Raw genomic sequence first — 26,126 nt, 5'->3', positions numbered from 1 at the left:
AATAAAAGAATCTATGAAAGTACTATTATTGGCAGGAGGATTTGGAACTAGATTAAGTGAAGATACAGTAAATAAACCTAAACCTATGGTAGAAATAGGGGGAAAGCCAATTCTTTGGCATATTATGAAAATTTATTCACAACACGGATTTAATGATTTTGTAATTTTATTAGGATATAAAGGATATATAATTAAAGAGTATTTCGCAAATTATTTTTTGCATCAGAGTGATGTTACTATTGATTTAAAAGATAATAGTATGGAAATACATAATAATTCAAGTGAACCATGGAAAGTGACTTTATTGGATACGGGATATAATAGTATGACTGGAGGTCGAATTAAACGGGCGCAAGATTTTATTGGGAACAATCCTTTTATGCTTACCTATGGAGACGGAGTTTCTAATATTAATATTAAAAAACTAGTTGAATTTCATAAATCACATAATGGAAAAATAACAATGACTTCCGCTCAACCTGATGGTAGATTTGGTGCACTTTCAATTAATAAAGATAATAAAGTACTTGAATTTAAAGAAAAACCAAAAGGAGACGGAAGTTGGATAAATGCTGGTTTTTTTGTTTGTGAACCAGAAGTATTTGATTACATCACAGAAGGGGATAGTACTGTTTTTGAACAATCTCCTCTAAAAACACTTGCTTCTGATGGTAAATTGTTTACATATAAGCACCATGGTTTTTGGATGCCTATGGATACATTAAGAGATAAAAATAGATTAAATAAAATGTGGTCTGATAATCAGGCTGATTGGAAAATTTGGAATTAATGTTTAGTGAAATATATAAAGGAAAAAAAGTATTAGTAACAGGTCATACTGGGTTTAAAGGTACCTGGTTAACCTCGTGGTTACTAAAATTAGAAGCGAGTGTAATAGGTGTTTCTAGAGAAATTCCTACGCAACCTTCCATGTTTGAAGAGTTAAATTTAGAAGATAAAATAACTCATTATATAGAGGATGTTGTTAACCTAAAAGCACTAAAAGAAATTGTTTTTAAAGAAAAACCAGATTTTGTTTTTCATTTAGCTGCCCAACCGATAGTGTCCTTATCTTATTCCGATCCTATAGATACTATTAATTCTAATGTTATTGGAACTACAAATATCCTAGAATCTTTGCGTAAATCAAATCATAATTGTACGGTCGTTATGATAACAAGTGATAAAGCTTATGATAATGTTGAGCAGATTTGGGGTTATAAAGAGAATGATCATATGGGTGGAAAGGATATTTATAGTGGTTCAAAAGGAGCAGCAGAACTTATAATAAAGTCTTATTATAATTCCTTTTTTCAGAAACCGTCGTCAAACGTTCGTTTGGCTATCGGTAGAGCAGGAAATGTAATAGGTGGTGGCGATTGGGCTAAAGATAGGATTGTTGTGGATTGTATGTTAGCATGGAGTAAGGGGGCGGGGGTTGAAATTAGAAGCCCCAAAGCAACTAGACCATGGCAACATGTTTTAGAACCTCTAAGTGGTTATTTGAAATTAGGATTAGAACTTTACAACGATAAAAAATTAAACGGCGAAGGGTTTAATTTCGGACCAAGAGCTGAGCAGAATAGAACAGTTCAACAACTCCTTGAGGATTTAAGTGAATGCTGGTCTACTGAAGTAAATGAAACATTTAGAATTACAGATAATATACCTTTTCATGAGGCAGGGCTTTTAAAGTTGAATTGCGATAAAGCATTAGCTTATTTAAAATGGCAAGCTACACTGGAATATCATGAGACTATTAAGTTTACAAGCGAATGGTACTATAATTTCTATAAAAAGGATATTGATATTTTGGATTTCACATTACAACAAATTCAAAAGTATGAAGAATTATATATTTCAAATTCTAGTAAGTTATAATGGATACAAGTATTGAGGGAGTTATATTAACCGATTTGAAACGAATTCCACATCCAAAGGGAGATATCTATCATGGCCTAAAAAAAAATGAGGATAGCTTTAATGGTTTTGGAGAAAGTTACTTCTCGTTCATCAACTATGGCGAAATTAAAGCTTGGAAAAGACATTTTAAAATGATTTGTAATATTGTAGTACCTATTGGTAAAATTGAATTTGCCTTGTATGATTTAAGAGAAAAATCTGCAACCAAAGGTAAGTTTATGAAAATTGAATTAGGAGAAGAGAATTATAAAAGAATTACAATCCCTCCAGGCATTTGGTATGGATTCAAAGGGTTAGGTAGTAATAATATGCTTCATAATTTAGCTAATATAGAACATGATCCGGAGGAGCAGGAAAATGTTAAAATAGGTACATTCAAAAATTTAAAATGGTAAAATATGTTAAGACTTTCAAAATCTGTAATAGGGATAGAAGAGATTAATGCAGTAACTAAGGTTCTTGAAAATGAGTACTTAGGAATGGGTGATAATGTAAAAGAATTTGAAGAGTTGTTATCTTCCTATTTTAACAGACCAACAGTTTGTGTTAATACTGGTACGTCAGCTATTCACCTAGCATTACAGTCTTTGGGTGTGGATAAAGGAGATGAAGTTCTGGTTCAATCTTTAACTTACGTGGCTACCTATCAGGCTATTTCTGCTACTGGAGCTAAGCCGATTTCTTGTGAAATTAATCCTAAAACTCTGACAATTGATTTAGAGGATGCTAAGAGAAAGTTAACACCAAAAACTAAAGTTATATTACCAGTTCATTATGGTGGAGGAGTAGGAGATTTAAACAAGTTGTACATCTTTGCCAAAGAAAATAATTTGAGAGTTGTTGAAGATGCTGCCCATGCATTTGGAAGTATTTACAAAGATAAATTAGTTGGCGCCTTTGGAGATATTTGTTGCTTTAGTTTTGATGGTATAAAAAATATTACAAGTGGGGAAGGTGGAGCTATTTTAACTGACGATAAAACTATTTTAGAAAGAATTAAAGACGCTCGACTGCTGGGAGTCCAAAAAGATACGGATAAGAGATATTCAGGTAAAAGAAGTTGGGAGTTCGATGTAGAGTTTCAAGGTTGGCGCTATCATATGAGTAATATTATGGCAGCTATAGGTGTAGAACAATTTAAAAAGTTTCCGGGTTTTAAAGCTAAAAGACAAGATTTAGCTAAACTGTATCAAACAGAGTTTTCCAATATAGAACGAATTAAAATTTTAGATCATAATTACCAAGAAATTGTTCCACATATATTTACAATACAAGTTGACTCGGATCAAAGAGATGAACTAAAAGAATTCTTAAGCGCTAATGGTGTCCAAACTGGTTTTCATTACTTTCCAAATCATCTTTTGTCTAAATTTAAAATACAAGACCTAAATCTACCACTTACAGAAAAGTTACATAAGAACTTAATTACCCTACCCCTTCACCCTGATTTGGACGAGGAAGACGTAAAAAAAGTGTCTAAATTGATAAAGGATTTTTTAAAGGTTTAATAATGTTTATAAAGCGTTTGTTTTTGGGAAGCTACAGGAGATTGCGAAAATATACTTTTATAAAAATTAATATCTTTTTTAGCCTTATAATTTTTCTTCTGAGGGAGTTTTTTTTGGGATTTGAAAACGCAAATAATTATTTACGACAAGTTAGTCAACCATGTATTATTCCTATACTTAAATTAAGAGGAGCAAAAATTGGAAAAAAATGCAATATACAAAGTGGCATAACCTTTCATAATTGTAAAAATTATAGCAATTTGATTGTTGGAGAAAATTGTCATATTGGCAAAAATTGTTTTTTTGATTTAAGAGATGAGATAATAATTTCGAGTAATGTAGTTATTGCTATGAATAATACCTTTATTACTCATTTAGATATGAATAATTCTAATTTAAGGGAGATTTACCCAGCGACTCAGGATAAGATCGAGGTTCATAATGATGTTTATATTGGAACAAATTGTACCATTTTAAAAGGAGTAATCATTCATAGTCAAACTATAATTGGTGCAAATTCACTCGTTAATAAAAATACGGAATCAAAACATATTTATGCGGGAACACCTGCTACAAAAGTTAAGGAAATAGATGGAGTTTAAGACACTTTTAAAAAATACATCATTTTTGGCGGGTACAAGGATAGTTCAATTCTTAACTGGTTTAGTTAGAACTAAGTTAATAGCATATTTTCTTGGTACGTTAGGAGCTGGTTTGGTAGCTCAGTTAACTTTTGTAACCCAGAAAATGTCGCAATTTACTCTATTAAGTATGAGTGAAGGGTTGGTGAAGCAAATAGCGGAAAATTTAGAATCCTCTCAGACTGCAAGAATAATAAATTCAGCTTATAAAGCATATATTTTGTTGCTTTCAGTTTTTGTTGTGTTAAGTTCAATTATTCTTTATTTGTTTTCGAGTGAATTAACTATCTATGTTTTTGGAGAATTATCTTATATATCATATTTTTATATTGGACTTCTTTCTTTTCCTCTTTTAATATTGGATAGTATTCCTTTTTCAATATTAAAAGCATTTAAGGATGTTAAAACTATCGCTAAAGCAAGAATAATTATTGTTATAATTAATTTACTTCTAGCGGTACCTTTAATTTTATTACTAAAATTAGATGGAGCAATAATTTTTGTCCCATTATCTTATATTGCTAATTTGTTAACAAATTTCTTTTTTGCTCGTAAGATTTATTTTAAAAAATATAGGATAACAGTAAAAACAATTTTTAATGCAAGTTTAAGTTTTCAATTTATAAAAGAGCTATTAGTCTTTTCAACCTTTGGTTTAACAATTGGTGTATTTTCCATTATTAGTGAATTTGTTTGTAGAGGTATTGTTGTTTCGAACTTAGGAGTTGATAGTATTGGACTTTATAGTCCTATTGTTATGTGGCTAGTATGGTAACTGGGTTTATTTTGCCATCTTTTTCTACATATCTCTATCCTAGGTTTTGTGAGTTAAAATCTGATAAGGAGTTATCAGCTTTGTTAAATGATGCAATTAGATTAGGTACTTTTTCTATTTTTCCATTACTATTAATAGGAATCCCTTATAAAGATTTTTTTATAGAATTATTTTATTCTAATAAGTTTTTAGCAGCATCTAAATATTTACCACTACATTTTATTGGAGTTGCTTTTTATGTGTGGTATTATGTTTTTTCTCAGTCAATGACTCCAAGGGGTAAAATTAAGCAGCATGGTATTTTTTTAGTATTATATTTTACGCTAGATATGTTGGTGACATATATTTTTGTTAATGATATAGGCTTATACGGGTGGATGCTAAAACATATGATAAGCCCTTTTGTGTTTTTTTGGGTTTATTATTTTTATTCAAGGAAGTATTTGAAATTTTCGTTTCATAAAAATAATATAGTATTAATTTTTTATTTGCTATTTTCAGCGACAATTCTTATAGTTATAGACTTTTTTATGAAAACATAAAAATGGTAAATCTATTTTTAGGACCGTTATTACTGGTTTTAACCGTAGTTTTTCTCAAGCAAAAGGAAAAAAAGTATTTGTTAAGCAAATTTAATTTAAAATAGAAGAAATAATGAGTGTATCTCAAAAACCTAAAGTGGCTATAATAACGCTTAATTATAATCAAATTGATTATACGGTAGATTGTGTAAAATCAATTTTGAACTCGGATTATTCAAATTTTGAGATTGTTTTAGTTGATAATGGTTCTTCTGAAGAGAATTTTAAAGAATTACAGGAAAGACTTCCTGATGATTATAGATTATCTATACCAAGATTGGAAATTAATAAGGGATATGTAGGGGGATTAATTATGGACTTGAAAAAGCAAATGAAACAAATTGTGAGTATTTTTTAATAATGAATAATGATACTTTAATTGATGAAAATGCCATTAAAGAATTAATAATTACGTCAGAAAAGTATAAAGGTAAGGCAATTGTATCGGGGAAAGTATATAATTATGATGAAAAGGATACATTGCAATATATTGGAAGTGTCAAAACAAATAGTACAGGAGTTTTTGATTATAAGTCGCCAGTAAAAAACCGAAGAGAAAAAGATGTAGGGCAATATGATGAAGAAATGGAGTTAGCAATGTCTGACGACATCATGTGGATTTTATCAAGAGAGATTTATGAAGAAATAGGTGCTTATTCTGATTATTTTTTCCTTTATGGTGAACAAAATGATTATGCTTTAAAAGCAATAAAAAAAGGATATAAATTGATATATAGTCCTAAGGCTAAAATTTGGCACAAGGGAGGAATAACAACAGGAGGCGGAAAAAAATGGTTAAAATCTCCCAAAATTGAATATTGGGGAACAATGGCTGTTTTAAAATTGTCAGAATTTCATGTAGAGGAAAAAAGGAAAAAAGCTTTTCGAAGAAAATATACATTAAAAAATGGGTTGAAGAAGATATTTTTATTCCTTACAGGTAGGGTTAAATATGATATTGTAAAAGCTCATTTTTTAGCAGTTAAACATTTTAAATTTTGGAATAAAATTCGATATAAAGATAATGGTTATAATCCTTTTAATTAAAAATTAAAGAAATTGATGGAAAGAAACATTATTTTATATGTTGGAGGGTTTGAACTTCCAGATAAGAATGCTGCAGCTCATAGAGTTGTTTCTAACGCTAATTGTCTTCAAGGGCTTGGATATGAAGTTATTTTTATTGGAGTAAATAAGGAAAAAGAAACATTATATACTCCGAAAACGGTAGAAGGTTTTGAATATTATGAAATAATGTACCCCAAATCTTTTCTTCAATGGGTTACTTATATATCAAGTATATATAAGGTAAAAAAAATAATCGAAGAAAGCAAAATAATGACTAAGATTGATTCTGTATTTGTCTATAACTTTCCGTCTTTTGCTCTTTTACGAATGTTAAATTTCTCAAAAAAAAATAATGTTAGGATATTTGCTGATGTAACTGAGTGGTCTTCGGAAAAAACGATTGCTGTTAAATCAATAATTAAAAACTTTGATACGTTTTTAAGAATGAGATTTTTACATTTTAAGGTTGACGGAGTTATCGCAATTAGTGCCTTTTTAACCAATTATTACGAACGAAAAGTTAAAGTTATACAAGTACCACCACTTGTAAATTTCAATAATGTTAAATGGAAGGTTTTAAATACAAATAATATTGTGTCAAATGAGTATAGTTTTTTTATGCCGGTTCTCCAGGTTCCGGAATGAAGGATAAGATAGATTATTTGGTAGATGCCTTTATAGAAGTTCACAGGAAGGGGATAACAAATTTTAAGTTTATAATTTTAGGTATAACTAAAGAGGAGTATGAAGAAAATTTTAAAGGGGTCAAAGATTTAAATATTACTAATATAGAGTTTTTGGGAAAGAAATCACATACGGAAGTTTTGAATGCATTAAAAGGAGCTGACTTTTCTATTTTTTATCGTCCAAAAAATATTGTAACTAAGGCTGGTTTTCCAACAAAGTTTGTAGAATCAATTTCTTGTGGAACTCCTGTAATAACTAATAAGTCAAGTAATCTTTCCGATTATTTTGATAAATATAATTTTCTTGGAATATTAATAGATGATTTTGGAAAAAACAAACTTACAGAAACTCTGATAAATGTTCTTGAAATGAATAAAACTGATATTGTAAAGTTAAAAGATGAATGTCTTAAAAATCAGATTTTCAATTGCAATAAATATGTTGAACAGTTTGAAAAGTTAATGTCTTAAAAAAATAATATGAAGTATTTGTACAAATTATTATGGATTCCATTTAAAGTTTTAGAAAAAATATATTGGTTTTTATGGAGAAAGGAACAATTAAGTAATTTTCAAACAGTTGGGAATGATGTTAGGATTTCCAAAGGGTGTTTTTTTCACAATAAGAATATTTCTATTGGGAATAAAGTATATATCGGACAAAAATGCAGATTTCAAGCTTCATTAAGTCATATTTTTATCGGTAATAATATAATGTTTGGACCAGAAGTTTCAATTCACGGAGGTAATCATAGAACGGATTTAATAGGGAGGTTTATGATTGATATCAAATTGGAGGAAAAACTTCCAGAAAATGATGAAGATATAATTATTGAGGATGATGTTTGGATTGGAGCTAGAGCGATAATTCTTAAAGGAGTTAAAATTGGTCAAGGCTCTATTATAGGCGCAGGTGTTGTAGTATCAAAAAGTATTCCTCCTTATTCTATAATTACGGGAAATAGATCTCAAAAAATTAGAGAAAGATGGACTGAGGACCAAATTAAAGAACATAAAACCAAACTTAAATAAGTATATGATATTTTATTCCATAGAGAGGTTTTTTAAAAAAGTTTTTATGAAAACTGTCGGAGCTATTTACGCAATGACAAATCATGTTGGATATACAAAATGGATTGGAGTTAATGTAAAGGGAAAACTTTTTATTTATGGAAACCCCAGTAAGATGTTTGGTAGTGAACCGTGGTTAATAACATTAGGAGATAATGTTCACATAACTACAGATGTTATGTTTATAACTCATGATGGAGGAACTTTATTATTTAGAGATAAGGTTCCTGATCTTGAAATTACAGCACCAATCATTGTTAAAGATAATGTATATATTGGTGTGAGAAGTATTGTTTTACCTGGTGTTACTATTGGAGAAAACTCTATAATAGCTGCAGGCTCTATTGTAACCAAAAATGTAACTCCAAATTCTGTAATGGGAGGAATTCCAGCAAAAAAAATAAAGTCAACAGAAGAGTATTTTAATGGAATAAAATCTTCTTCCTTACACTTAGGCCATTTAAAGGGGAAGTATAAAGATAAGGCTTTAAAAGAATATTTTAAGTATGAAAAAATAGACTAATTTGTATTTATGAAAAAAGCAAAAATAGCACTAGAGTTATCAACTACTGGTAAAGGAGGAGGTCCATATACAAGTACAAGTAGGATAATGAATTCTGATTTGAAAAAGAAATATGATTTTCATACAATTCACTACAAAACTGAATTAGGGAGTGGTATTAGTTTAAAAAGAATAAAAGATTTAATTGAACAAATAAAAAGAATTAATCCAGATATTGTTCATTATTCAGGATTACAATTGTCCGGTTTTCATATGGCTGTAGCTTGTAAATTTGCTGGAGTTAAGAATACTGTGATGACGGTAAGAGGTTTCTCTGGAGATGCAATTTACTTTAATATAATTAAAAAGTCTATTCTTACTTATATATTAGAACCTATAACTATTTTGTTGTCTAAAAAAGTTATAGCAGTTAGTAATTATGTTTTAAACAGAAGAGTACTCAGATTTTTTGGAACCAAAGATAAAAGAACTATTTATAACTTCCCTCCCAAATTGCCTAAAGAAAAACAGACTAAGAAGAGTTTAAGAGAGGAATTAGGAATTGAAAAAGATGACATAGTTATTGTTACGGTTGCCAGAATTATAAAAGATAAGGGATATCAATTTTTTGATGAGGCAATATTAAATTTTAATAAAAAAGCTAATTTAAAGTTTGTAATAGTAGGTGATGGATTATATCTTGGAAATATGAAAAAGAAGTTAGAAAAGATGGTCAATAACAAGCAGGTGTTTTTTTTGGGGTATAGAGGAGATATTAATCATATTTTAAAGGCATGTGACATATTTGTACTACCAACTTTACATGAAACTTTATCCGTGGCATTACTTGAAGCTTCGCAGGCAAGCTTAGCATTGATTGCATCAAGAACAGGAGGAGTTCCTGAAATTGTTGAAAATAACTATAACGGAATTTTAACAGAACCTTCAAATGTTGGTGATTTGACTAATGCCATATCATACTTAATAGAAAATGAGGAATTAATCGGGGTATATGGAGCAAGAGCAAAAGAAAAAGTCAATGAAAAGTTTTCAAACGCAAGTATTGAAAAAGGATTAGATGAAGTATATTCCTCTTTGTTAAAAGGAAATGGGTGATATGACAAAATTTTTAATTAATAATAAGAAAGAATCCATATTCTTTAGATTGAGTGTTTTAGTTCTATTTCTATTAGCTATACTCTCAATAATTCCCACTTTTAGAGCATTTTCTTTTTTTAATTATTTATGGGCTACTTCGCTTATTTGTTATGTAGCACTTATTTTTTTTGATGACTCTTCGTATTTTTTACATTCAGACACATATAAGTTTAGTATCTTTTTCTTTATTTTTTATACGATTTTTATACCAATATTATTTGGTAACAATGAAATTGGAAATAGGTTTTTTGAGTTAAGTCAGTTACCTATATACTTTATAGCTTTTGATTATAACAATAGAAAGGGAAGAATTGATAAAAATATTAAAATTATAAAATCTTTAATTCCTGTAATAGTAATAATTAGTTTGATTACTGTATTGGAGTACAGAGATGATCCGAGCATTTCAAGAGCTTTAAAATCAAGTAAAGGTATAGGGACAGATAAACTTTTAAAGGGAGTTGGAGGCTATGATTTTATTTATTTTTTAGTGTTTTTTTGTAGCATTTTAATTTTTAACAAAAGACTCATAAAGTTTAAAAATAAAGCCATTACCTCTGTATTTTACTTTTTTACCTTATTACTTTTCACAACAAACATTTTTCTCTCAAACTTTTCGACAGCTTTTCTTTTAATTTCTCTTGCTATTTTTTTGAGATTTCTTGGAAAAAAATATCCATTATTAGGCTGATATTTTATTCAGTTTTATTCTTTTTTCTCTATTTAGTATCAGATTTTATTTTAAACTTTATTGTAGATTATTTTGTTGCCAATTTTGGAAATAGTTTAAATACAAAAAGGTTAATAGAATTGAGAAACCTTTTGCAAAATAGTCAATCAGGAGAATCGATTAGTGCGAGATTTACTGCTTATAACAAGAGTATTGCCTTATTTGGAGAATACCCTATTTTTGGTGGTATTCAAAATAAATTGGGAAAGAATAATTATGGAGAATTAAACTCTTTTGGTCAACATTCTCAAATCATAGATACTTTTGCACTTTTTGGATTTTTTGTAGGTATAATTCAATTGTTTATATATTTTAAACCAATTTTAAATAGATTAATAAAGGAAAGAATTTATGTTAACTCACTGAGTTTATCAATGTTAATTTCTTTTTTCACTATATCAGTTTTAAATAATGTTACACCTTCAATTGGTTTGGCTGTATTTTTTATATATCCAACCTTGATTGAACTTAATAAAGTAAAAAATGTTTAGAAAAAAAATATTACTAATAACAGGAGGCACAGGTTCCTTCGGTAAGGCAGTTCTTAATAGATTTTTAAGTACAGATCATTTCAGTGAAATAAGAATCTTTTCTAGAGATGAAAAAAAGCAGGATGATTTAAGAAGAAAATTATCAAGTCCAAAAGTGAAATTTTATATTGGTGATGTAAGAGATTCTCTTTCTGTTGAAGTGGCTGTGAGAGGTGTTGATTATATTTTTCACGCAGCAGCTTTAAAACAAGTGCCATCTTGTGAGTTTTTCCCAATCGAAGCGGTTAAAACTAATGTAATAGGAACAGAAAATGTATTAGAAGCAGCAATAAGAAATAATGTTAAAAATGTTGTTGTTTTAAGCACAGATAAAGCAGTATATCCAATTAATGCTATGGGTATTTCTAAGGCTATGATGGAGAAAGTGTTAGTAGCTAAATCTAGAAATGCTGGTAATACCATAATAAGTGGAACTAGATACGGAAATGTAATGGCTTCTAGAGGTTCAGTAATACCATTATTTGTTGAGCAAATGAAATTAGGAAAAGATTTAACTTTGACAGATCCGAATATGACGAGGTTCATGATGACTTTAGAGGATGCAGTAGATTTGGTTTTATTTGCTTTTGAAAATGCAAATCCTGGAGATATGTTTGTACAAAAGGCACCGGCAGCAACCATTGAAACACTAGCCAAAGCTTTAATAGAAATGTTTGATAGCTCAAGCCAATTAAAAGTTATTGGCACACGTCATGGTGAGAAGTTATATGAATCTTTATTGACAAGAGAAGAAAGAGTTAAATCTGAGGATATGGGAGACTATTACAGAATTCCAGCAGATAATAGAGATTTAAATTATGCTAACTACTTTTCAGAAGGAGAAATCGATATGAATTCTATTGAAGATTATCATTCCCATAATACGGAAAGATTAGACATAGACGGAATGAAGAAATTACTTTTAAAGCTTGAGTTTATTAAGAAAGAAATAAAAAAGTAATGAATCAGCCATATATAATAGAAGGAGGTAAACATATCGATGAAAGAGGTCGTATCAATTTTGTAAATGTTTTTGACATGTCTAATATCAAAAGACTTTATTATACAGAACATTTTTCTACTGATGTTGTTAGAGCTTGGCAAGCTCACATTGTCGAGAAAAGATGGTTTTTATGCATCGAAGGAGAATTCATGGTAAAGTTAGTTAAAATTGATGATTTTAAAAGTCCCTCTGAAGAGCTTGAAGTTTACGAGTTTTTACTAAAGGCCGAAGATCCTCAAGTGTTATTTATTCCAGAAGGATTTGCAAATGGTTTTCAAGCAAAAAAAGAGAATTCTAAGATGATGATTTTTTCTGATTACGCATTTGGAGTAAATCCTGATGATCAAGTAAGATTTGATAAAAATAAATGGACAACATGGAGTTAAAAGTTGGAATCACAGGCCAATCAGGATTTATGGGTAGACACTTATATAATTATCTATCCTTAAAAGAAGAATTAAATCTAGTTAATTTTGATCGTTCTTTTTTTGAAAACACAGAAAGACTTGAAGAATTTGTAAAATCATGTGATGTAATTGTACACATAGCGGCAATTAACAGGCATGAGAGTCAGGAATTTATTTATGAAACAAATGTAGGTTTAGTTAATAAATTAATTTCTGCATGTGAAAAGACTGATTCTAAACCTAAAATTGTTTTCTCGTCTTCAACACAAGAAGAAAGAGATAACTTATATGGAAAATCCAAAAGAGATGGTAGAAATTTACTAGAAAAATGGGCAGAAAAGAATGAGGCTTCAATAGCGTCTTTAGTAATTCCAAATGTCTTTGGACCTTTTGGAAAACCATTTTATAACTCATTTATAGCTACATTTTGTTACCAAATTACAAATGGAGAAGAGCCTAAAATAATTAATGATAGTACGGTTAATATTATTTATATTAATGAGTTGTGTGAGTCATTTTATGAAGAAATAAAAAGAAATACGAGAAGTATCAGTTCCAAATTAGTTGAACATACATCTAGTAACAAGGTTTCAGAAATTTTAAGTTTACTCTACCAATACAAAGAAGCTTATATGGACAAAGGAGAGGTTCCAAATGTTCCTATGAAATCTTTTGAATTGAACTTGTTTAATACATTTACAAGTTTTATTCCTAAATCCTATTTTCCTAGGAGTTTCATTAAACATACTGATAATAGAGGAGCATTTGTTGAAATTATGAGAGCAGGTGTTTCTGGACAATCTTCATATTCAACAACGGTTCCCGGTATAACAAGAGGAAATCATTATCATACTAGAAAAGTGGAACGCTTTGCTGTTATCAAGGGTAAAGCCTCAATTAAATTGAGGAAAGTTGATAGTGACGAAGTTATAGAGTACTTTTTAGATGGAGATAAACCGTCGTATGTAGACATGCCAATTTGGTATACCCATAATATCACGAATATCGGTGAAGAAGAATTAGTAACATTGTTTTGGATAAATGAGCCATATAATCCTGATGATGCAGATACTTATTTTGTAGAAGTTTAAAATATAAAAATGAAGAAATTAAAAGTAGTTACGGTAGTTGGAACAAGACCTGAAATTATCAGGTTATCTTGCACCCTTATAGCCTTAGATAAGAACGAAGCAATAGATCATATTTTGGTTCATACAGGTCAAAATTATGATTATGAATTAAATGAAATATTTTTTGAAGATTTAGGTTTAAGGAAACCGGATTATTTTTTGGAAGCTGCTGGGAAAAATGCAACTGAAACGGTTGGGAATATTCTTATTAAAATAGATCCTATTTTAGAAAAAGAAAACCCTGATGCGTTTTTAGTTTTGGGAGACACAAATTCTTGTTTATGTGCTATTCCTGCTAAAAAGAGAAAAATTCCTGTATTTCATATGGAGGCAGGTAATCGTTGTTTTGACCAAAGAGTGCCTGAAGAAACAAATAGAAAAATTGTTGATCACGTTGCCGATATAAATTTAACATATAGTTCGATAGCAAGAGAGTATTTATTGAGAGAGGGATTATCTCCAGATAGAGTAATTAAAACTGGAAGCCCTATGTGTGAAGTACTTCATAAATTTAAATCTAAAATAGAAAGCTCTGAGATACTTGAAAAATTGAATCTTGAGAAGAATAAATTTTTTGTAGTTTCATCTCATAGGGAGGAAAATATTAGCAATCCAAAAAACTTTAATGGACTAATTGAGTCTTTAAATTTGATTGCTGAAAAATATGATTATCCTGTAATTGTCTCGACACATCCACGTACAAGAAACATGCTGAATAGCAAAGAGATGAAAACTCATAAAAACATTCAATTTTTAAAGCCTTTAGGATTTAGTGATTATAATGCACTACAAATGTATTCGTATGCAGTTTTATCGGATTCAGGGACTATTTCTGAAGAGTCGTCTATTCTTAATTTTTGGGCTCTAAATATTAGAGAAGCTCATGAAAGACCTGAGGCAATGGAAGAAACTTCGGTTATGATGGTTGGTTTAAATCCGGAAAGAGTAATGCAAGGTTTAGTAGCCTTGAATAGTCAAGAAAGAAGCCCTAATAGGAATTTTAGAGAGGTTTATGATTATTCGATGCCCAATGTTAGTGAAAAAATGGTGCGAATTATATTATCCTATACAGATTATATTAACCGTGTGGTTTGGAATAAAAATTAGCAAATGAAAATTGTTTTTTCTTCCAATATCTCTTGGAGTATATATAATTTTAGAAAAGGATTGTTAAAATCCTTACAAAATGATGGTCATGAGATCTTCACGGTTGCTGCAAAAGATGATTACTCGCAAAAACTGACAGATTTAGGTTTTAATTTTAATCATATAAATATTAATAATAACTCTAAAAATCCTATTGAAGATATAAAACTGGTTTTACAATATTATAAAATTTATAAGCGTATAAAACCAAATGTCATCTGCCATAATGCGATAAAACCAAATATTTATGGAACTATAGCAGCAGGATTATTAGGTATTCCTGTTGTAAATAATATTTCTGGATTAGGAACATTGTTTATTAAACAAAGTATTTCAACGAAAATTGCAAAATTTTTATACAGAATATCGCAAAGGAGTGCGACTAAAGTATTCTTTCAAAATCAAGATGATTTAGAACTATTCATCAATAGTAAACTAATAAGAGATGATAAATGTATAATTATACCTGGCTCAGGTGTTGATACGAGTAAATTTAGACCAGTTAAAAGAGATATAAAGCAAGAAGATGGTTTCCGCTTTTTATTTGTTGGTAGGTTAATTTATGATAAAGGAATCAGAGAGTATATAGAGGCCGCTAAAATAATCAAAGAAGAGTTTGCTGAAGTGCAGTTCGACATTTTAGGCGGAATTTATCATAAAAATGAAACAGCGATAAAACAAGAGGAATTGGATAGATGGTGCGATTTGGGATTAGTTAACTATCTGGGAGAAAGTGACTCTGTTCATTTGGAGATGGAAAAGGTAGATAGTATTGTTTTACCATCTTATAGAGAAGGGTTATCAAAAGTGCTTATCGAAGCTTCTAGTATGGGAATTCCTATTGTAACTACAGATGTTCCTGGATGTAGGGATGTAGTAGTTGATAATATTACAGGTTTTTTAGCAGAAGTTAAAAGTGTAGACAGTCTCTATTCTCAAATGAAAAGAATGATTTTACTTCCACAAGAAGATAGAATTAAAATGGGAACGAAAGCAAGAGAAAGAGCGGTTAAGGTTTTTGATCAAAATATAATAATAAAACACTATAAGAATGTCATCTACTCAATTTCTTAATATAATAATTACGATAGTTTTATATTCATCGTCAGTGTTATATATAAGATTTGCTGACAAATACAATATAATCGATAAACCTAATCATAGAAGTTCTCATACTATTCCAACTATTAGAGGTGGAGGTATTTTATTTTATGTTGCAATTTTATTGTATTTTTTTATTTCTGGATTTCAATATCCTTATTTTGTTTTAGGAGTGTCTTTGATAGCTATAGTTAGTTTTGTAGATGATATAATTACATTAAGTTCTAATCTCAGGCTGCCTTTTCAATTTATAGCAGTAGGGTTGTGTATATACCAAATTGGCATTTCAATTGATGATTTATTCATATTTCTACCTCTATTAATTGTGGGCGTTGGATTTATAAATATTTATAATTTTATGGATGGAATTAATGGAATAACAGGCTTGTATAGTGTTGTTACATTGGTCTTATTTTATTTCATAAATCTACAAGAAGATATTTTAGACGCTAGACTTAATTTATACGTATTAATGTCTGTAATAATCTTTGGTTTTTATAATTTTCGAACAAAAGCAAGAATGTTTTCTGGTGATATTGGAAGTATTAGTATAGCAATAGTTGTTTTTTTTACAGGGGTTATCTTAATAAAAGAGCTTAATGCACCTATTTTGATACTATCGATGCTTCTATATGGCACTGATTCTATTCTTACACTTATTTATCGAAAATCGATAGGAGAAAAAATAACAGAGCCACACAGAAAACATATTTACCAGAAGATGGTACATGAACTTAAGCTATCTCATATGAAGGTTTCGATGGTATATGCTTTGTTGCAAATTTTAATCAATTTGGTTGTTTTTAAATTTTATAATGCAGATTTAAATACGCAATTATTTATAATTTTCTTGGCAATAGGTTTTTCGATCTCATTATATATTATGATATTTAAGTACGTTGAAAAGACTCAAAAAAAATTAAAATGAAAAAAATTGCAATTGTAGGATCAGGAGGATTAGGACGTGAGTTACTTGGTATAATTCAATCTATTAATCGTAAAATTGAAACATGGGATATTTTAGGATTTTATGATGATAATTTAATAAGTGAAAAAATTAATGGTTATCCGATAATAGGCAAAATTAAAGAATTAAATGATATTAGAGAGGAAATAAGTGTAGTTATAGCCATTGGAAATCCAAGAGTCAAAAGTATAATTAAAAATAAAATTAACAATCAAAATATTATTTTCCCAAATATTATTCATCCATCAGTCGAGATTTATTCTAGTGATAATGTCACTTTTGGAGAAGGGGTAGTAATTGCTGCTAATGTTGTTTTCACTGTAAACATTAAGATAGGTAATTTTGTTTATATAAATACTTCCTCAGTAATAGCCCATGATACTTGTATTAATGACTTCAGTATGATAATGCCTACAGTTTCTATTTCTGCTGGAGGTGAAATAGGAGAAAGAGTTTACATAGGTAATGGTGCAAAAATTGATTATTATGTAAATATTCCAGATGATACTGTTATTAGTTCAGGTACGATCTTATCAGGATAATTATATAAATCTAACTTATTTGGTTAACTTTAGAACTCTATAGATAATTTATGAAAGGCATCATCTTAGCAGGCGGTTCAGGAACAAGGCTTTACCCTTTAACAAAAGGGGTTTCTAAACAGTTATTACCGATTTATGACAAACCCATGATTTATTACCCTTTATCGGTTTTAATGCTGGCTGGTATTCGGGAGATTTTAATTATTTCTACGCCACAAGATTTGCCAAATTTTAAAAAACTTTTAGGAGACGGTTCCGATTTGGGAATTGCCTTACACTTTAAAGAACAATCTACACCAGATGGTTTAGCACAGGCATTTATCATAGGGAAAGAATTTATTGGTAATGATGATGTGTGTTTGATTCTTGGCGATAATATTTTTTATGGGCATGGCTTTTCAAAAATGTTACAAAATTCGATACGGATAGTACAAGAAGAACAAAAAGCTGCCATTTTTGGGTATATGGTAAAGGATCCACAACGCTATGGGGTAGTTTCTTTAGATACAGAAGGAAATGCTATTTCTATCGAAGAAAAGCCAAAAGTACCCGCTTCAAATTATGCCGTAGTAGGTCTGTATTTTTATCCTAATGATGTTGTTGGTATAGCAGAAAAAGTAAAACCTTCTAATAGAGGGGAGTTAGAAATTACTTCAGTAAACCAAAGCTATCTTACACAAAACAGGTTAAAAGTTTCTCTAATGGGACGTGGTTTTGCGTGGTTGGATACCGGAACACACGACTCCTTAATGGAGGCTGGGCAATTTATTGAAACCATCGAAAAACGTCAAGGCTTAAAAGTAGCGTGTTTGGAAGAAATAGCCTATAACATGGGGTATATTGACAAAGTACAACTAGAAAAAATCACGAAACCTTTACTTAAAAGTGATTACGGACAGTACCTTTCTCGTTTGTATTTGTAAACTATTATCATGAAGTCAGTCGAAGGGTTGTTCTCGACGGAGTTTATCTTGAGCAGTAGTCGAAACACTCGAACTGACATTTTCTTGACTCGAGCTTGAACTGAGAATGTTTTTGTTTAAACAATTTTATTTACGGTGTTACTTCTATTTTTTTCGTAGGTTTGTTTTTATAGTTTTAGGTATTAGTTAAGAAGAAAGTATTCCATGAAAAATATTTTGGTAACAGGAGGTGCTGGGTTTATTGGTTCGCATGTCGTACGTTTGTTTGTGAATAACTATCCAAACTATAACATTATTAATTTAGATGTGCTCACCTATGCAGGAAATCTGGCAAATTTAAAAGATATTGAGCATAAACCGAATTATACTTTTGTAAAGGCAGATATTTGTGATTACCAGAACATGGTAAAGATCTTTAGTGAGTTTAGCATTGATGCTGTGATACATTTAGCAGCCGAATCGCATGTGGATCGGTCTATTAAAGATCCGTTTTCCTTTGCGAAGACCAATATTATGGGAACCTTAAGTTTGTTAGAGGCAGCTAAACAGCAATGGGATGGTAATTTTACAGGTAAATTATTTTACCATGTTTCCACCGATGAGGTTTATGGAACTCTTGGTGATGATGGGCTCTTTACAGAAACAACTCCGTATGACCCACATTCGCCATATTCCGCCTCAAAAGCTTCTTCCGATCATTTTGTAAGAGCTTTCCAGGATACCTATGGCTTACCAACAGTGATTTCGAACTGTTCCAATAACTATGGTTCGTATCAGTTTCCAGAAAAATTAATTCCACTTTTTATACATAATATTTCTAGTAATAAACCTTTGCCAGTCTATGGAAAAGGGGAAAACATTCGAGATTGGTTGTTTGTAGAAGATCATGCTCGTGCTATAGACACTATTTTTCATAAAGGAAAACGAGGAGATACTTACAACATTGGAGGTTTTAACGAGTGGAGAAATATAGATGTAATAAAAGTTTTAATTCGTACCGTAGATAGACTTTTAGGGCGTAAAAAAGGCCAGTCTTTAGATTTAATCACCTATGTTAATGATAGACCCGGGCACGATTATCGTTATGCTATCGATTCGTCTAAATTAAAGGATGAACTAGGTTGGGAGCCATCTTTACAGTTTCAAGAAGGAATCGAGAAAACAGTACAATGGTACTTAAACAATGAAGCATGGGTTCTTAACATAACTTCCGGAAGTTACCAACAATACTACAAAGACATGTATGGGAAGTAAACAGTAATTTTTATAAGCAACCAATAAAGTATGGAATCTATTGTAACAGGAACGCATATAGATAAACTTTTATTCGATTCAGTTAACTATAAAATCTTATTTATATAGAGATTATTAAAGATATAAAACGGTAATTCTACATGCAATTACGAATACCCAACCAATTAAAGCACATAATAAGAATTATCTTATTTCAGTCTTCGCAAGCTCAAATCCGGGTTGTATTGGATGATAAATAATCCTGTATTGGTGGCTGCACCAAACATTTTTTTACGGTAGTCAAATTTATTTTCTAAGCGGAAAGATACACCGTCTTTAAAGGTACTACTTAATTCATTTCCAGAAGCCATACGCATTAAGATATCATAAGTAACATCAAAACCCCTAATGGCATATTCCGATGGTAAGGCATTGTTTTTCACTCGGTAGGTTTTGTAAAAGGCGTTTAGTTCTGGAGAGTTCTCATCGGCAAAATAAGGTGCTACATAGGTGAAATCCATAGCAGCCAATTTGTTGTTGTCTATTTTATCGTATCCTTTACTCTTATGAATTGCAAAAACCTGTACCGTAACCCCTTCTGGAAGCCCAATCATGCTATTTAGAGCGTCCGCAATTGCCACCTCATTCTCTGCTGTTATAATGATCCAGTTGCGATGTGTGATACTCATTTTTTCCGTAAAACGCGACTTTTTAATATACCCATCTTTGGGGTTTAAAACATGAATATCACCAATAGAATCGTGTTTTTTAAGATCTGCAACGATTTCCTTACCGATACTTTTGGAATTGGTTTTGTTATCTCCTACAACAAAAATAGTCTCGCCTTGGTAATTCTCTTTTAGGTATGCGGTTAAGTAAGCTGCATAGGTTTTCTTTTCAGGCGCTGCTTTTACTAATTTAGACGACGATAAATTACTTTGCTTGCTCGAAAAATGAGGGAAAATAACTGGCACATCTACTTTTTTGGTAACCATGCTAACTTTATCGGAATAAAAAGGTCCGATAACTACATCTACCGCATCCAAACGATCTTCTGCTAGAATACGTTCTACTTGATTTCCTCGATTTCCGGTGTCAAAAACCGATTCGTTTACTGAAATTCCTTGGGTACGAATCGAATCCATAGCGATGGTAGCTCCTAGATAGAAGTCAGTAACCATATTTGCTAGCGTATTTTTTTTGAAAATTGCAGCAGGTGCTAAAGTATCGTATTCGGTAGCTTTAAATGGCAATAAAAAGGCAACATTAATAGATGTGTTTTCTGCTATTACGTCTTGATAAAAGCTACGATTTTCATCTGTACTATCGGCGTCTTTGCGTTTTATTTTCAACAATTGTCCTGCGGAAATAGCGTCGTTCTGAATCTCTGGATATTCCGGATTTAACGCAACAAGATCTGGTTTGCTAATATTGTAAAAACGCGTTATGCTGTATACCGTCTCTTTTGGCTGTACTTCATGCGTAACAAATTGTGCTACAATTTCTTTTTTGTTCAGCGTTATCGTTTCCCGATTCGCCTTTACTTTTAGAACCTGTCCAATACTTAATGTGTTACTTTTAATACCAGGATATTCTGGGTTTAAGGCCATTAAATCGGTTTTAGAAATACCATACATTTTGGTAATTCGATAAACCGTTTCTCCGGCTTGCACTTCATGAGTTTCGTAATTGGTAATAACGGTAGTTTCATATACTTCTTCTTCCTCTGTAGAAGTAGCATCTTCGTCAGTAGACTCTACTTGCCCTTTTGTGTCTTTTTCATCAGGAGTAACCACAGCATAGCTTGGTTCATCTCCTAAATTACTTTTCGCAATGGCAGGATTTGGAATTACAATTACATAGTTACCTTCTAAGGATGCGTTTATATCCGGATTCAAACGTAGCAAATCACCCTCAGAAATCTGCAAACGCTTGGCAATCTCTGCTATGGTTTCGCCTTCTTGTACTTTATAGGATATATATCGCTTTTGTTGTCCGCACGATATGGTAAAAGATAAAACTCCTGCTACGATTAAAAACTGTAATTTTCTCATGTATTTTCTCCTGTTAATGTAACCAATTAGAAATACAACGTTATTCCCACTCAATTGTTGCTGGTGGTTTTGAACTGATGTCGTAAACCACTCTGTTCACGCCTTTAACGTTGTTAATTATTTTATTAGAGGTCTTTTGTAAAAATGCATAGGGTAAATTTACCCAATCGGCTGTCATACCATCCGTACTTTCCACAGCGCGCAATGCTACTACTTTTTCATAGGTTCGCTCGTCGCCCATAACACCAACAGAATTTACAGGTAGTAAAATTGCTCCCGCCTGCCAAACACTATCGTAGAGACCGTCTTCTTTTAAGCCTTGAATAAAGATGGCATCTACTTCTTGTAAGATACGAACTTTTTCGGCAGTAATGTCACCGAGAATACGAATGGCCAAACCAGGTCCCGGAAAAGGATGTCTTCCTAATAATTCTTTATCAATTCCCATAGAGGCACCGACACGTCGTACTTCATCTTTAAAAATCATACGTAAGGGCTCTACCACTTTTAATTTCATAAAATCGGGTAAACCACCAACATTATGATGACTTTTTATTGTTGCCGAAGGTCCTCCGTTTACCGATACGGATTCGATTACATCTGGGTATATTGTTCCTTGTGCTAACCATTTAGCATCTTTAATTTGATTTGCTTCGTCGTCGAAAACATCGATGAATACCTTGCCAATTGCCTTGCGTTTTGCTTCCGGGTCGGATAACCCTGCTAAGGCATCTAAAAAACGAGAGGAAGCATCAACTCCTTTCACATTTAACCCCATACCTTCGTATTGTAGCAGTACATCGGTAAATTCATTTTTACGCAACAAGCCATTGTTTACAAAAATACAATGCAAATTACTGCCAATTGCTTTGTGCAGTAGCACTGCTGCAACGGTAGAGTCTACACCACCCGATAAGCCTAAAACTACTTTGTCGTTTCCAATTTTTTCACGCAAACCACTTACTGTTTCGTCTACAAAAGAGGCCGGTGTCCAGTTTTGTGTAATTCCAGCGATGTTTACTAAAAAGTTCTCTAGTAGTTGTTTGCCATCGGTAGAATGATAAACCTCTGGGTGAAATTGTATGGCATAGGTAGTCTCTCCCTCAATTTTATAGGCAGCATTGGCCACATCATGTGTACTTGCTAAAAGTACCGCATTGGTTGGTAATTCTTTAATAGTATCAGAATGGCTCATCCATACTTGACTTCCGGTGTTTATGGCAGCAAAGAAAGGTTCGTTATCTTTGATGTATGAAAGGTTAGCTCTTCCATACTCTCTGGTATTAGAAGGTGCTACCAAACCTCCCGAAAAATGGGCGAGATATTGCGCTCCATAGCAAACAGCTAGCATCGGTTTTTTCCCTCTAATTTCCGTTAGGTCGGGGTGTGGTGCTTCTTCTGCTCTTACGGAAGAAGGACTTCCCGAAAGAATTACCGCTTTAAAATCGTTTAGGTTTTTAGGGATTTTATGGAATGGATGAATTTCACAATAAATGTTTAATTCTCTTACACGGCGCGCAATTAATTGCGTGTATTGCGATCCGAAATCTATTATAAGTACGTGGTGTTGTTGCATCCGCAAAAATAATATTTAGATTTTAGATTTTCCTATTTTGTAGCTTTATTTTTTGATTAATATTGATAGATAATGGCATTTATATTCATTCCGGCACCAACCGAAGCAAGCATAATTACATCGCCCTTTTCAATTTCATGGTTTGGAAGTTTTCCCTTGAGAATTAAATCGAGAAGGGTCGGCACCGTTGCTACGGAGCTGTTCCCTAGTTTTCCAATGCTCATAGGCATAATATTCTCCGGAATTGGTTTTTTGTAGAGACGATAAAAACGCTTAATTATCGCTTCGTCCATTTTTTCATTAGCCTGATGGATGAGTATTTTCTTTAGCTTTGCCACAGGAACACCGCTTTTATCTAGCGCAGTTTTCATGGCCATGGGTACCTTATTTAGAGCGAATTCGTATATTTTACGACCATGCATTTTGATATATCTGGTATCTTGATCTAAAGCGAGGTTGTATGATTTTCCAAAAAATAAATGGTAAGCTTCCTCTTTCGCAAAGGTCTGGGATGCATGACTAAGAATACCCTTAGACGAAGTTTTTTTTGCCTCTACGATGCAGGCACCCGCACCATCGCTGTAGATCATGCTATCTCTATCGTGGTGGTCTATAACTCTCGAGAGTGTTTCTCCGCCAATAACCAATACTTTTTGAGCAATACCAGCTTGAATAAAAGCCTGTGCCTGGATTACGCCCTGTACCCAGCCAGGGCAACCAAAAAGGATATCGTATGCAATACAATTTGGGTTGTCTATCTGAAGTAAATGCTTCACTCGTGTTCCTAAACTCGGTAAAATATCGGTTTGGGTAGTTTGGTGCCGCACATCCCCAAAATTGTGCGCAAATATGATATAGTCTATAATTTCTTTATCGATTTTAGCATCTTCAATGGCCTTTTGCGCAGCGAAAAAACCAAGGTCGGAGGCAAGGTGATCGGAAATCGCATACCGACGTTCCTCAATACCAGTTATCGATTTGAATTTTTCAATAATTACCGGATTTTCATTTTCAAAAGCGACTCCATTAGTATGTAAAAAGGTATTTGTATTAAATTGGTCGTTTACTTTGGTAACTGGAGGGATATAGGTACCTGTGCCTGTTATTACTGCATTCATCATAAGGGATTTCTCATATTACATCCCATAAATAAAAGGATTTAAATTTACAAGAACGGGAACTTCCAAAAGAATCGTAAAATTTTTACGATTATGATAAAAAAAACTCTTGTTTTTTATAGATATGAGCTATCAAAGGAAAATGGAAGTAGGGATAACAGCGATTTAATTTTTACAATTTTTCCAACTTCCCCCATAAAAATCAGGGTTATTGGTTCTTTTTGATTGATTTCATATTCAGAAAGGGTTTGTCTGCAGGCGCCACATGGCCCCACGGGTTTGTCTACGGTACTTGTACTTGAAGAGGCAGTGATGGCTATTTTTTTAACGACCATGTTTGGGTGCTCTGAACCCGCTTTCCATATAGCAACTCGCTCTGCACACATACCTGACGGGTAGGCAGCATTTTCTTGATTATTACCTGTGATTATGGTGCCGTTATCTAGTAAAAGAGCAGCACCTACACTAAACTTAGAGTAGGGGGCATAGGCAAGATCTCTAGCTGCAATAGCTTGCTTCATGAGCTGAATGTCTTCTGCAGAAAGCTCCGACATTGTTTCGTAAACTGTGGCAGCCGTTGAAATAGTAATTTTTCCATAAATAATATCAAGTCGAAAAAAGCCGCCAAAAATGACAGCTTTATATTTCTATGGCTAATTTACGAAAAAAACAATACTAGTAATCGTCGTAAATTTCTCCTAAGTCAAAGGCTAGAGAGAAACGTAAGGTGTTTTCTAACGGATTGTTTACGTCTGAAGTATTCATTAAATAAGAAAGGTCTAGAGAAAAAGAACGCGCTTTAAAACCAGCACCCAAGGTAAAATATTGTCTGTTTCCTTTGTTTTCGCTTTCGTGAAAATATCCAGCACGTAATGCAAAAGCTTCATTGTACAGATACTCTGCGCCTAAGGCCCAAGTGATTTCTTGCATTTCTTCGCTAAAACTGCGATCTCCCAAAGAAGTAAACATGCCTTCAAACCATCCTTTGGTAGAATTAGGATCGGAAGGAACCAGTAATTTGGTAAACTCTAGGTTTAAGCCTAAGAGGTTGTAATCGTCGAAGATAAAATCAAAACCACCACCCAATTTAAGGTTGGTCGGAATGAAGTTTTCGGTGCCCGGAGTATAGCTTACTTTGGGTCCTATATTGGTTATGTTTACTCCAAAGCGGTATCGTCCATTAAAAGTACCGTAATTGTCTTCTTCCGAGCGATAATACGCCGATACGTCTACACCAAAAGAGTTCACTGCTTTTAAAGTATTGTCTACGTCTAAGTTAGAGTTTATATATTTCAAACCAACTCCCATAGAGAAGGTTTCACTTAATTTTAAAGAGTAAATTCCTGTGATTGCAAATTCATTTGGATTTTCATATCCTAAATTTTGGGCAACATCACTGGTAAGTTCTATTTCTCCTAAAGAAAAATATTTGATGTCTACTCCCCAAGCTGCGTTTTCTTTAAAACGATTGACATAGGATAAATTTCCGACAAAAATATCATCGGTAAGGTTCCGTAACCAAGGAGTATAATTTAAACCAATACTAATTTGGTTTTCGTTAAAAGCTGTTTTGGCCGGGTTGTGAAAAATAGCATAGGCATCCGACGAGGTTCCGACTCCGATATCACCCATACCTCCGGCGCGAGCATCGGTGGTAATAAGTAAAAATGGCATAGCGGTAGTAATTCCCTGTTGTGCCTTGGCATTGAAGGAGATACTTAAAAATAACAGAAGGGACGTTAATTTTTTCATG

At 32.1% G+C, this 26,126-nt stretch carries 29 protein-coding genes; 24 read left to right on the top strand and 5 right to left on the bottom strand.

Annotated features, from left to right (window positions below; translation table 11 throughout):
* Positions 1–13 precede the first annotated feature (13 nt).
* The 24 genes from rfbF to rfbB all read left to right on the top strand — a co-directional run bounded on the left by rfbF (position 14) and on the right by rfbB (position 19,646).
* A complete protein-coding gene (gene rfbF / locus BSU00_RS08890; RefSeq protein WP_105004063.1) occupies positions 14–790 on the top strand; it encodes a glucose-1-phosphate cytidylyltransferase in 777 nt (258 codons plus the stop codon).
* A complete protein-coding gene (gene rfbG / locus BSU00_RS08885; protein ID WP_105004062.1) occupies positions 790–1,881 on the top strand; it encodes a CDP-glucose 4,6-dehydratase in 1,092 nt (363 codons plus the stop codon). The genes rfbF and rfbG overlap by 1 nt, the downstream gene beginning before the upstream one ends.
* Positions 1,881–2,318 (top strand): dTDP-4-dehydrorhamnose 3,5-epimerase family protein, encoded by a 438-nt coding sequence (locus BSU00_RS08880; protein ID WP_105004061.1) that lies wholly within the window; start codon positions 1,881–1,883, stop codon positions 2,316–2,318. Before rfbG ends, BSU00_RS08880 begins: the two co-directional genes overlap by 1 nt.
* A gap of 3 nt (positions 2,319–2,321) precedes the next feature.
* Positions 2,322–3,431, top strand: coding sequence for a DegT/DnrJ/EryC1/StrS aminotransferase family protein (locus BSU00_RS08875; protein WP_105004060.1), 1,110 nt, complete (start codon positions 2,322–2,324; stop codon positions 3,429–3,431).
* A 2-nt stretch (positions 3,432–3,433) separates the two neighbouring features.
* Positions 3,434–4,033: a DapH/DapD/GlmU-related protein gene (locus tag BSU00_RS08870; RefSeq protein ID WP_105004059.1), complete on the top strand. Its 600-nt coding sequence runs from the start codon at positions 3,434–3,436 to the stop codon at positions 4,031–4,033.
* On the top strand, positions 4,023–4,847 hold the full coding sequence (locus BSU00_RS08865; protein ID WP_105004058.1) for an oligosaccharide flippase family protein: 825 nt from the start codon (positions 4,023–4,025) through the stop codon (positions 4,845–4,847). The genes BSU00_RS08870 and BSU00_RS08865 overlap by 11 nt, the downstream gene beginning before the upstream one ends.
* Before the next feature lie 11 nt (positions 4,848–4,858).
* Positions 4,859–5,389, top strand: coding sequence for a polysaccharide biosynthesis C-terminal domain-containing protein (locus BSU00_RS08860; RefSeq protein WP_158254412.1), 531 nt, complete (start codon positions 4,859–4,861; stop codon positions 5,387–5,389).
* Positions 5,390–5,501: 112 nt separating this feature from the next.
* Positions 5,502–5,786 carry a glycosyltransferase gene (locus tag BSU00_RS08855; RefSeq protein WP_105004056.1) on the top strand — a complete coding sequence of 95 codons (285 nt, stop codon included), beginning with the start codon at positions 5,502–5,504 and terminating at the stop codon, positions 5,784–5,786.
* A gap of 2 nt (positions 5,787–5,788) precedes the next feature.
* The gene (locus BSU00_RS08850; protein WP_105004055.1) at positions 5,789–6,475 is read left to right on the top strand and encodes a glycosyltransferase family 2 protein; all 687 of its coding nucleotides are present in this window, start codon (positions 5,789–5,791) and stop codon (positions 6,473–6,475) included.
* A 15-nt stretch (positions 6,476–6,490) separates the two neighbouring features.
* Positions 6,491–7,141, top strand: a complete 651-nt coding sequence (locus BSU00_RS08845; RefSeq protein ID WP_105004054.1) for a hypothetical protein — start codon at positions 6,491–6,493, stop codon at positions 7,139–7,141.
* Complete coding sequence (locus BSU00_RS08840; protein WP_105004053.1) at positions 7,138–7,653, top strand: glycosyltransferase; 516 nt, start codon at positions 7,138–7,140, stop codon at positions 7,651–7,653. The genes BSU00_RS08845 and BSU00_RS08840 overlap by 4 nt, the downstream gene beginning before the upstream one ends.
* A gap of 9 nt (positions 7,654–7,662) precedes the next feature.
* Entirely contained in the window at positions 7,663–8,214 is a 552-nt protein-coding gene (locus BSU00_RS08835; protein ID WP_105004052.1) for a DapH/DapD/GlmU-related protein, read from the top strand.
* A 46-nt stretch (positions 8,215–8,260) separates the two neighbouring features.
* Positions 8,261–8,776: a DapH/DapD/GlmU-related protein gene (locus tag BSU00_RS08830; RefSeq protein WP_105004051.1), complete on the top strand. Its 516-nt coding sequence runs from the start codon at positions 8,261–8,263 to the stop codon at positions 8,774–8,776.
* A gap of 9 nt (positions 8,777–8,785) precedes the next feature.
* On the top strand, positions 8,786–9,871 hold the full coding sequence (locus BSU00_RS08825; protein WP_105004050.1) for a glycosyltransferase family 4 protein: 1,086 nt from the start codon (positions 8,786–8,788) through the stop codon (positions 9,869–9,871).
* An 864-nt stretch (positions 9,872–10,735) separates the two neighbouring features.
* On the top strand, positions 10,736–11,134 hold the full coding sequence (locus BSU00_RS08815; RefSeq protein ID WP_146104831.1) for a hypothetical protein: 399 nt from the start codon (positions 10,736–10,738) through the stop codon (positions 11,132–11,134).
* A complete protein-coding gene (locus BSU00_RS08810; RefSeq protein WP_105004047.1) occupies positions 11,127–12,134 on the top strand; it encodes a polysaccharide biosynthesis protein in 1,008 nt (335 codons plus the stop codon). The genes BSU00_RS08815 and BSU00_RS08810 overlap by 8 nt, the downstream gene beginning before the upstream one ends.
* Entirely contained in the window at positions 12,134–12,562 is a 429-nt protein-coding gene (locus BSU00_RS08805) for a dTDP-4-dehydrorhamnose 3,5-epimerase family protein (protein WP_105004046.1), read from the top strand. The genes BSU00_RS08810 and BSU00_RS08805 overlap by 1 nt, the downstream gene beginning before the upstream one ends.
* Entirely contained in the window at positions 12,553–13,674 is a 1,122-nt protein-coding gene (locus BSU00_RS08800; protein ID WP_105004045.1) for an NAD-dependent epimerase/dehydratase family protein, read from the top strand. The genes BSU00_RS08805 and BSU00_RS08800 overlap by 10 nt, the downstream gene beginning before the upstream one ends.
* A gap of 9 nt (positions 13,675–13,683) precedes the next feature.
* The gene (wecB, locus tag BSU00_RS08795; RefSeq protein WP_105004044.1) at positions 13,684–14,820 is read left to right on the top strand and encodes a non-hydrolyzing UDP-N-acetylglucosamine 2-epimerase; all 1,137 of its coding nucleotides are present in this window, start codon (positions 13,684–13,686) and stop codon (positions 14,818–14,820) included.
* Positions 14,821–14,823: 3 nt separating this feature from the next.
* Complete coding sequence (locus BSU00_RS08790) at positions 14,824–15,933, top strand: glycosyltransferase family 4 protein (RefSeq protein WP_105004043.1); 1,110 nt, start codon at positions 14,824–14,826, stop codon at positions 15,931–15,933.
* Entirely contained in the window at positions 15,911–16,888 is a 978-nt protein-coding gene (locus BSU00_RS08785; protein ID WP_105004042.1) for a glycosyltransferase family 4 protein, read from the top strand. The genes BSU00_RS08790 and BSU00_RS08785 overlap by 23 nt, the downstream gene beginning before the upstream one ends.
* Entirely contained in the window at positions 16,885–17,469 is a 585-nt protein-coding gene (locus tag BSU00_RS08780; RefSeq protein ID WP_105004041.1) for an acetyltransferase, read from the top strand. The genes BSU00_RS08785 and BSU00_RS08780 overlap by 4 nt, the downstream gene beginning before the upstream one ends.
* Before the next feature lie 50 nt (positions 17,470–17,519).
* On the top strand, positions 17,520–18,392 hold the full coding sequence (gene rfbA / locus BSU00_RS08775; protein WP_105004040.1) for a glucose-1-phosphate thymidylyltransferase RfbA: 873 nt from the start codon (positions 17,520–17,522) through the stop codon (positions 18,390–18,392).
* A 204-nt stretch (positions 18,393–18,596) separates the two neighbouring features.
* Entirely contained in the window at positions 18,597–19,646 is a 1,050-nt protein-coding gene (gene rfbB, locus BSU00_RS08770; protein WP_105004039.1) for a dTDP-glucose 4,6-dehydratase, read from the top strand.
* Positions 19,647–19,834: 188 nt separating this feature from the next.
* On the opposite strand, the gene BSU00_RS08765 is transcribed toward rfbB, so the two are convergent.
* From BSU00_RS08765 to porV, 5 genes are all read right to left on the bottom strand, one after another.
* Positions 19,835–21,679 carry a LysM peptidoglycan-binding domain-containing protein gene (locus tag BSU00_RS08765; protein WP_105004038.1) on the bottom strand — a complete coding sequence of 615 codons (1,845 nt, stop codon included), beginning with the start codon at positions 21,677–21,679 and terminating at the stop codon, positions 19,835–19,837.
* Between the two features lie 40 nt (positions 21,680–21,719).
* The gene (gene guaA, locus BSU00_RS08760; RefSeq protein WP_105004037.1) at positions 21,720–23,255 is read right to left on the bottom strand and encodes a glutamine-hydrolyzing GMP synthase; all 1,536 of its coding nucleotides are present in this window, start codon (positions 23,253–23,255) and stop codon (positions 21,720–21,722) included.
* Positions 23,256–23,311: 56 nt separating this feature from the next.
* The gene (locus tag BSU00_RS08755; protein WP_105004036.1) at positions 23,312–24,376 is read right to left on the bottom strand and encodes a 3-oxoacyl-ACP synthase III family protein; all 1,065 of its coding nucleotides are present in this window, start codon (positions 24,374–24,376) and stop codon (positions 23,312–23,314) included.
* 113 nt (positions 24,377–24,489) lie between these two features.
* Positions 24,490–24,927, bottom strand: coding sequence for a cytidine deaminase (cdd, locus tag BSU00_RS08750; protein WP_105004035.1), 438 nt, complete (start codon positions 24,925–24,927; stop codon positions 24,490–24,492).
* 121 nt (positions 24,928–25,048) lie between these two features.
* Positions 25,049–26,125, bottom strand: coding sequence for a type IX secretion system outer membrane channel protein PorV (porV, locus tag BSU00_RS08745; protein WP_105004034.1), 1,077 nt, complete (start codon positions 26,123–26,125; stop codon positions 25,049–25,051).
* Between the last annotated feature and the right edge of the window lies 1 nt (position 26,126).

The organism is Tenacibaculum sp. SG-28 (assembly GCF_002954385.1).
Taxonomy (GTDB): domain Bacteria; phylum Bacteroidota; class Bacteroidia; order Flavobacteriales; family Flavobacteriaceae; genus Polaribacter.
Note: the sequence above shows the minus strand (reverse complement) of the source record. Positions and strands in the feature narration are given on the sequence as shown.

Coding starts and splice junctions, on each gene's coding strand:
- BSU00_RS08755 (WP_105004036.1), bottom strand. CDS start 24,376: ATGATGAATGCAGTAATAACAGGCACAGGTACCTATATCCCTCCAGTT.
- BSU00_RS08800 (WP_105004045.1), top strand. CDS start 12,553: ATGGAGTTAAAAGTTGGAATCACAGGCCAATCAGGATTTATGGGTAGA.
- wecB (WP_105004044.1), top strand. CDS start 13,684: ATGAAGAAATTAAAAGTAGTTACGGTAGTTGGAACAAGACCTGAAATT.
- BSU00_RS08830 (WP_105004051.1), top strand. CDS start 8,261: ATGAAAACTGTCGGAGCTATTTACGCAATGACAAATCATGTTGGATAT.
- guaA (WP_105004037.1), bottom strand. CDS start 23,255: ATGCAACAACACCACGTACTTATAATAGATTTCGGATCGCAATACACG.
- BSU00_RS08875 (WP_105004060.1), top strand. CDS start 2,322: ATGTTAAGACTTTCAAAATCTGTAATAGGGATAGAAGAGATTAATGCA.
- BSU00_RS08835 (WP_105004052.1), top strand. CDS start 7,663: ATGAAGTATTTGTACAAATTATTATGGATTCCATTTAAAGTTTTAGAA.
- BSU00_RS08780 (WP_105004041.1), top strand. CDS start 16,885: ATGAAAAAAATTGCAATTGTAGGATCAGGAGGATTAGGACGTGAGTTA.
- rfbA (WP_105004040.1), top strand. CDS start 17,520: ATGAAAGGCATCATCTTAGCAGGCGGTTCAGGAACAAGGCTTTACCCT.
- rfbG (WP_105004062.1), top strand. CDS start 790: ATGTTTAGTGAAATATATAAAGGAAAAAAAGTATTAGTAACAGGTCAT.
- BSU00_RS08765 (WP_105004038.1), bottom strand. CDS start 21,679: ATGAGAAAATTACAGTTTTTAATCGTAGCAGGAGTTTTATCTTTTACC.
- BSU00_RS08840 (WP_105004053.1), top strand. CDS start 7,138: ATGAAGGATAAGATAGATTATTTGGTAGATGCCTTTATAGAAGTTCAC.
- cdd (WP_105004035.1), bottom strand. CDS start 24,927: ATGTCGGAGCTTTCTGCAGAAGACATTCAGCTCATGAAGCAAGCTATT.
- BSU00_RS08810 (WP_105004047.1), top strand. CDS start 11,127: ATGTTTAGAAAAAAAATATTACTAATAACAGGAGGCACAGGTTCCTTC.
- rfbB (WP_105004039.1), top strand. CDS start 18,597: ATGAAAAATATTTTGGTAACAGGAGGTGCTGGGTTTATTGGTTCGCAT.
- BSU00_RS08825 (WP_105004050.1), top strand. CDS start 8,786: ATGAAAAAAGCAAAAATAGCACTAGAGTTATCAACTACTGGTAAAGGA.
- BSU00_RS08845 (WP_105004054.1), top strand. CDS start 6,491: ATGGAAAGAAACATTATTTTATATGTTGGAGGGTTTGAACTTCCAGAT.
- BSU00_RS08785 (WP_105004042.1), top strand. CDS start 15,911: ATGTCATCTACTCAATTTCTTAATATAATAATTACGATAGTTTTATAT.
- rfbF (WP_105004063.1), top strand. CDS start 14: ATGAAAGTACTATTATTGGCAGGAGGATTTGGAACTAGATTAAGTGAA.
- BSU00_RS08880 (WP_105004061.1), top strand. CDS start 1,881: ATGGATACAAGTATTGAGGGAGTTATATTAACCGATTTGAAACGAATT.
- porV (WP_105004034.1), bottom strand. CDS start 26,125: ATGAAAAAATTAACGTCCCTTCTGTTATTTTTAAGTATCTCCTTCAAT.
- BSU00_RS08790 (WP_105004043.1), top strand. CDS start 14,824: ATGAAAATTGTTTTTTCTTCCAATATCTCTTGGAGTATATATAATTTT.
- BSU00_RS08855 (WP_105004056.1), top strand. CDS start 5,502: ATGAGTGTATCTCAAAAACCTAAAGTGGCTATAATAACGCTTAATTAT.
- BSU00_RS08805 (WP_105004046.1), top strand. CDS start 12,134: ATGAATCAGCCATATATAATAGAAGGAGGTAAACATATCGATGAAAGA.
- BSU00_RS08865 (WP_105004058.1), top strand. CDS start 4,023: ATGGAGTTTAAGACACTTTTAAAAAATACATCATTTTTGGCGGGTACA.
- BSU00_RS08850 (WP_105004055.1), top strand. CDS start 5,789: ATGAATAATGATACTTTAATTGATGAAAATGCCATTAAAGAATTAATA.
- BSU00_RS08870 (WP_105004059.1), top strand. CDS start 3,434: ATGTTTATAAAGCGTTTGTTTTTGGGAAGCTACAGGAGATTGCGAAAA.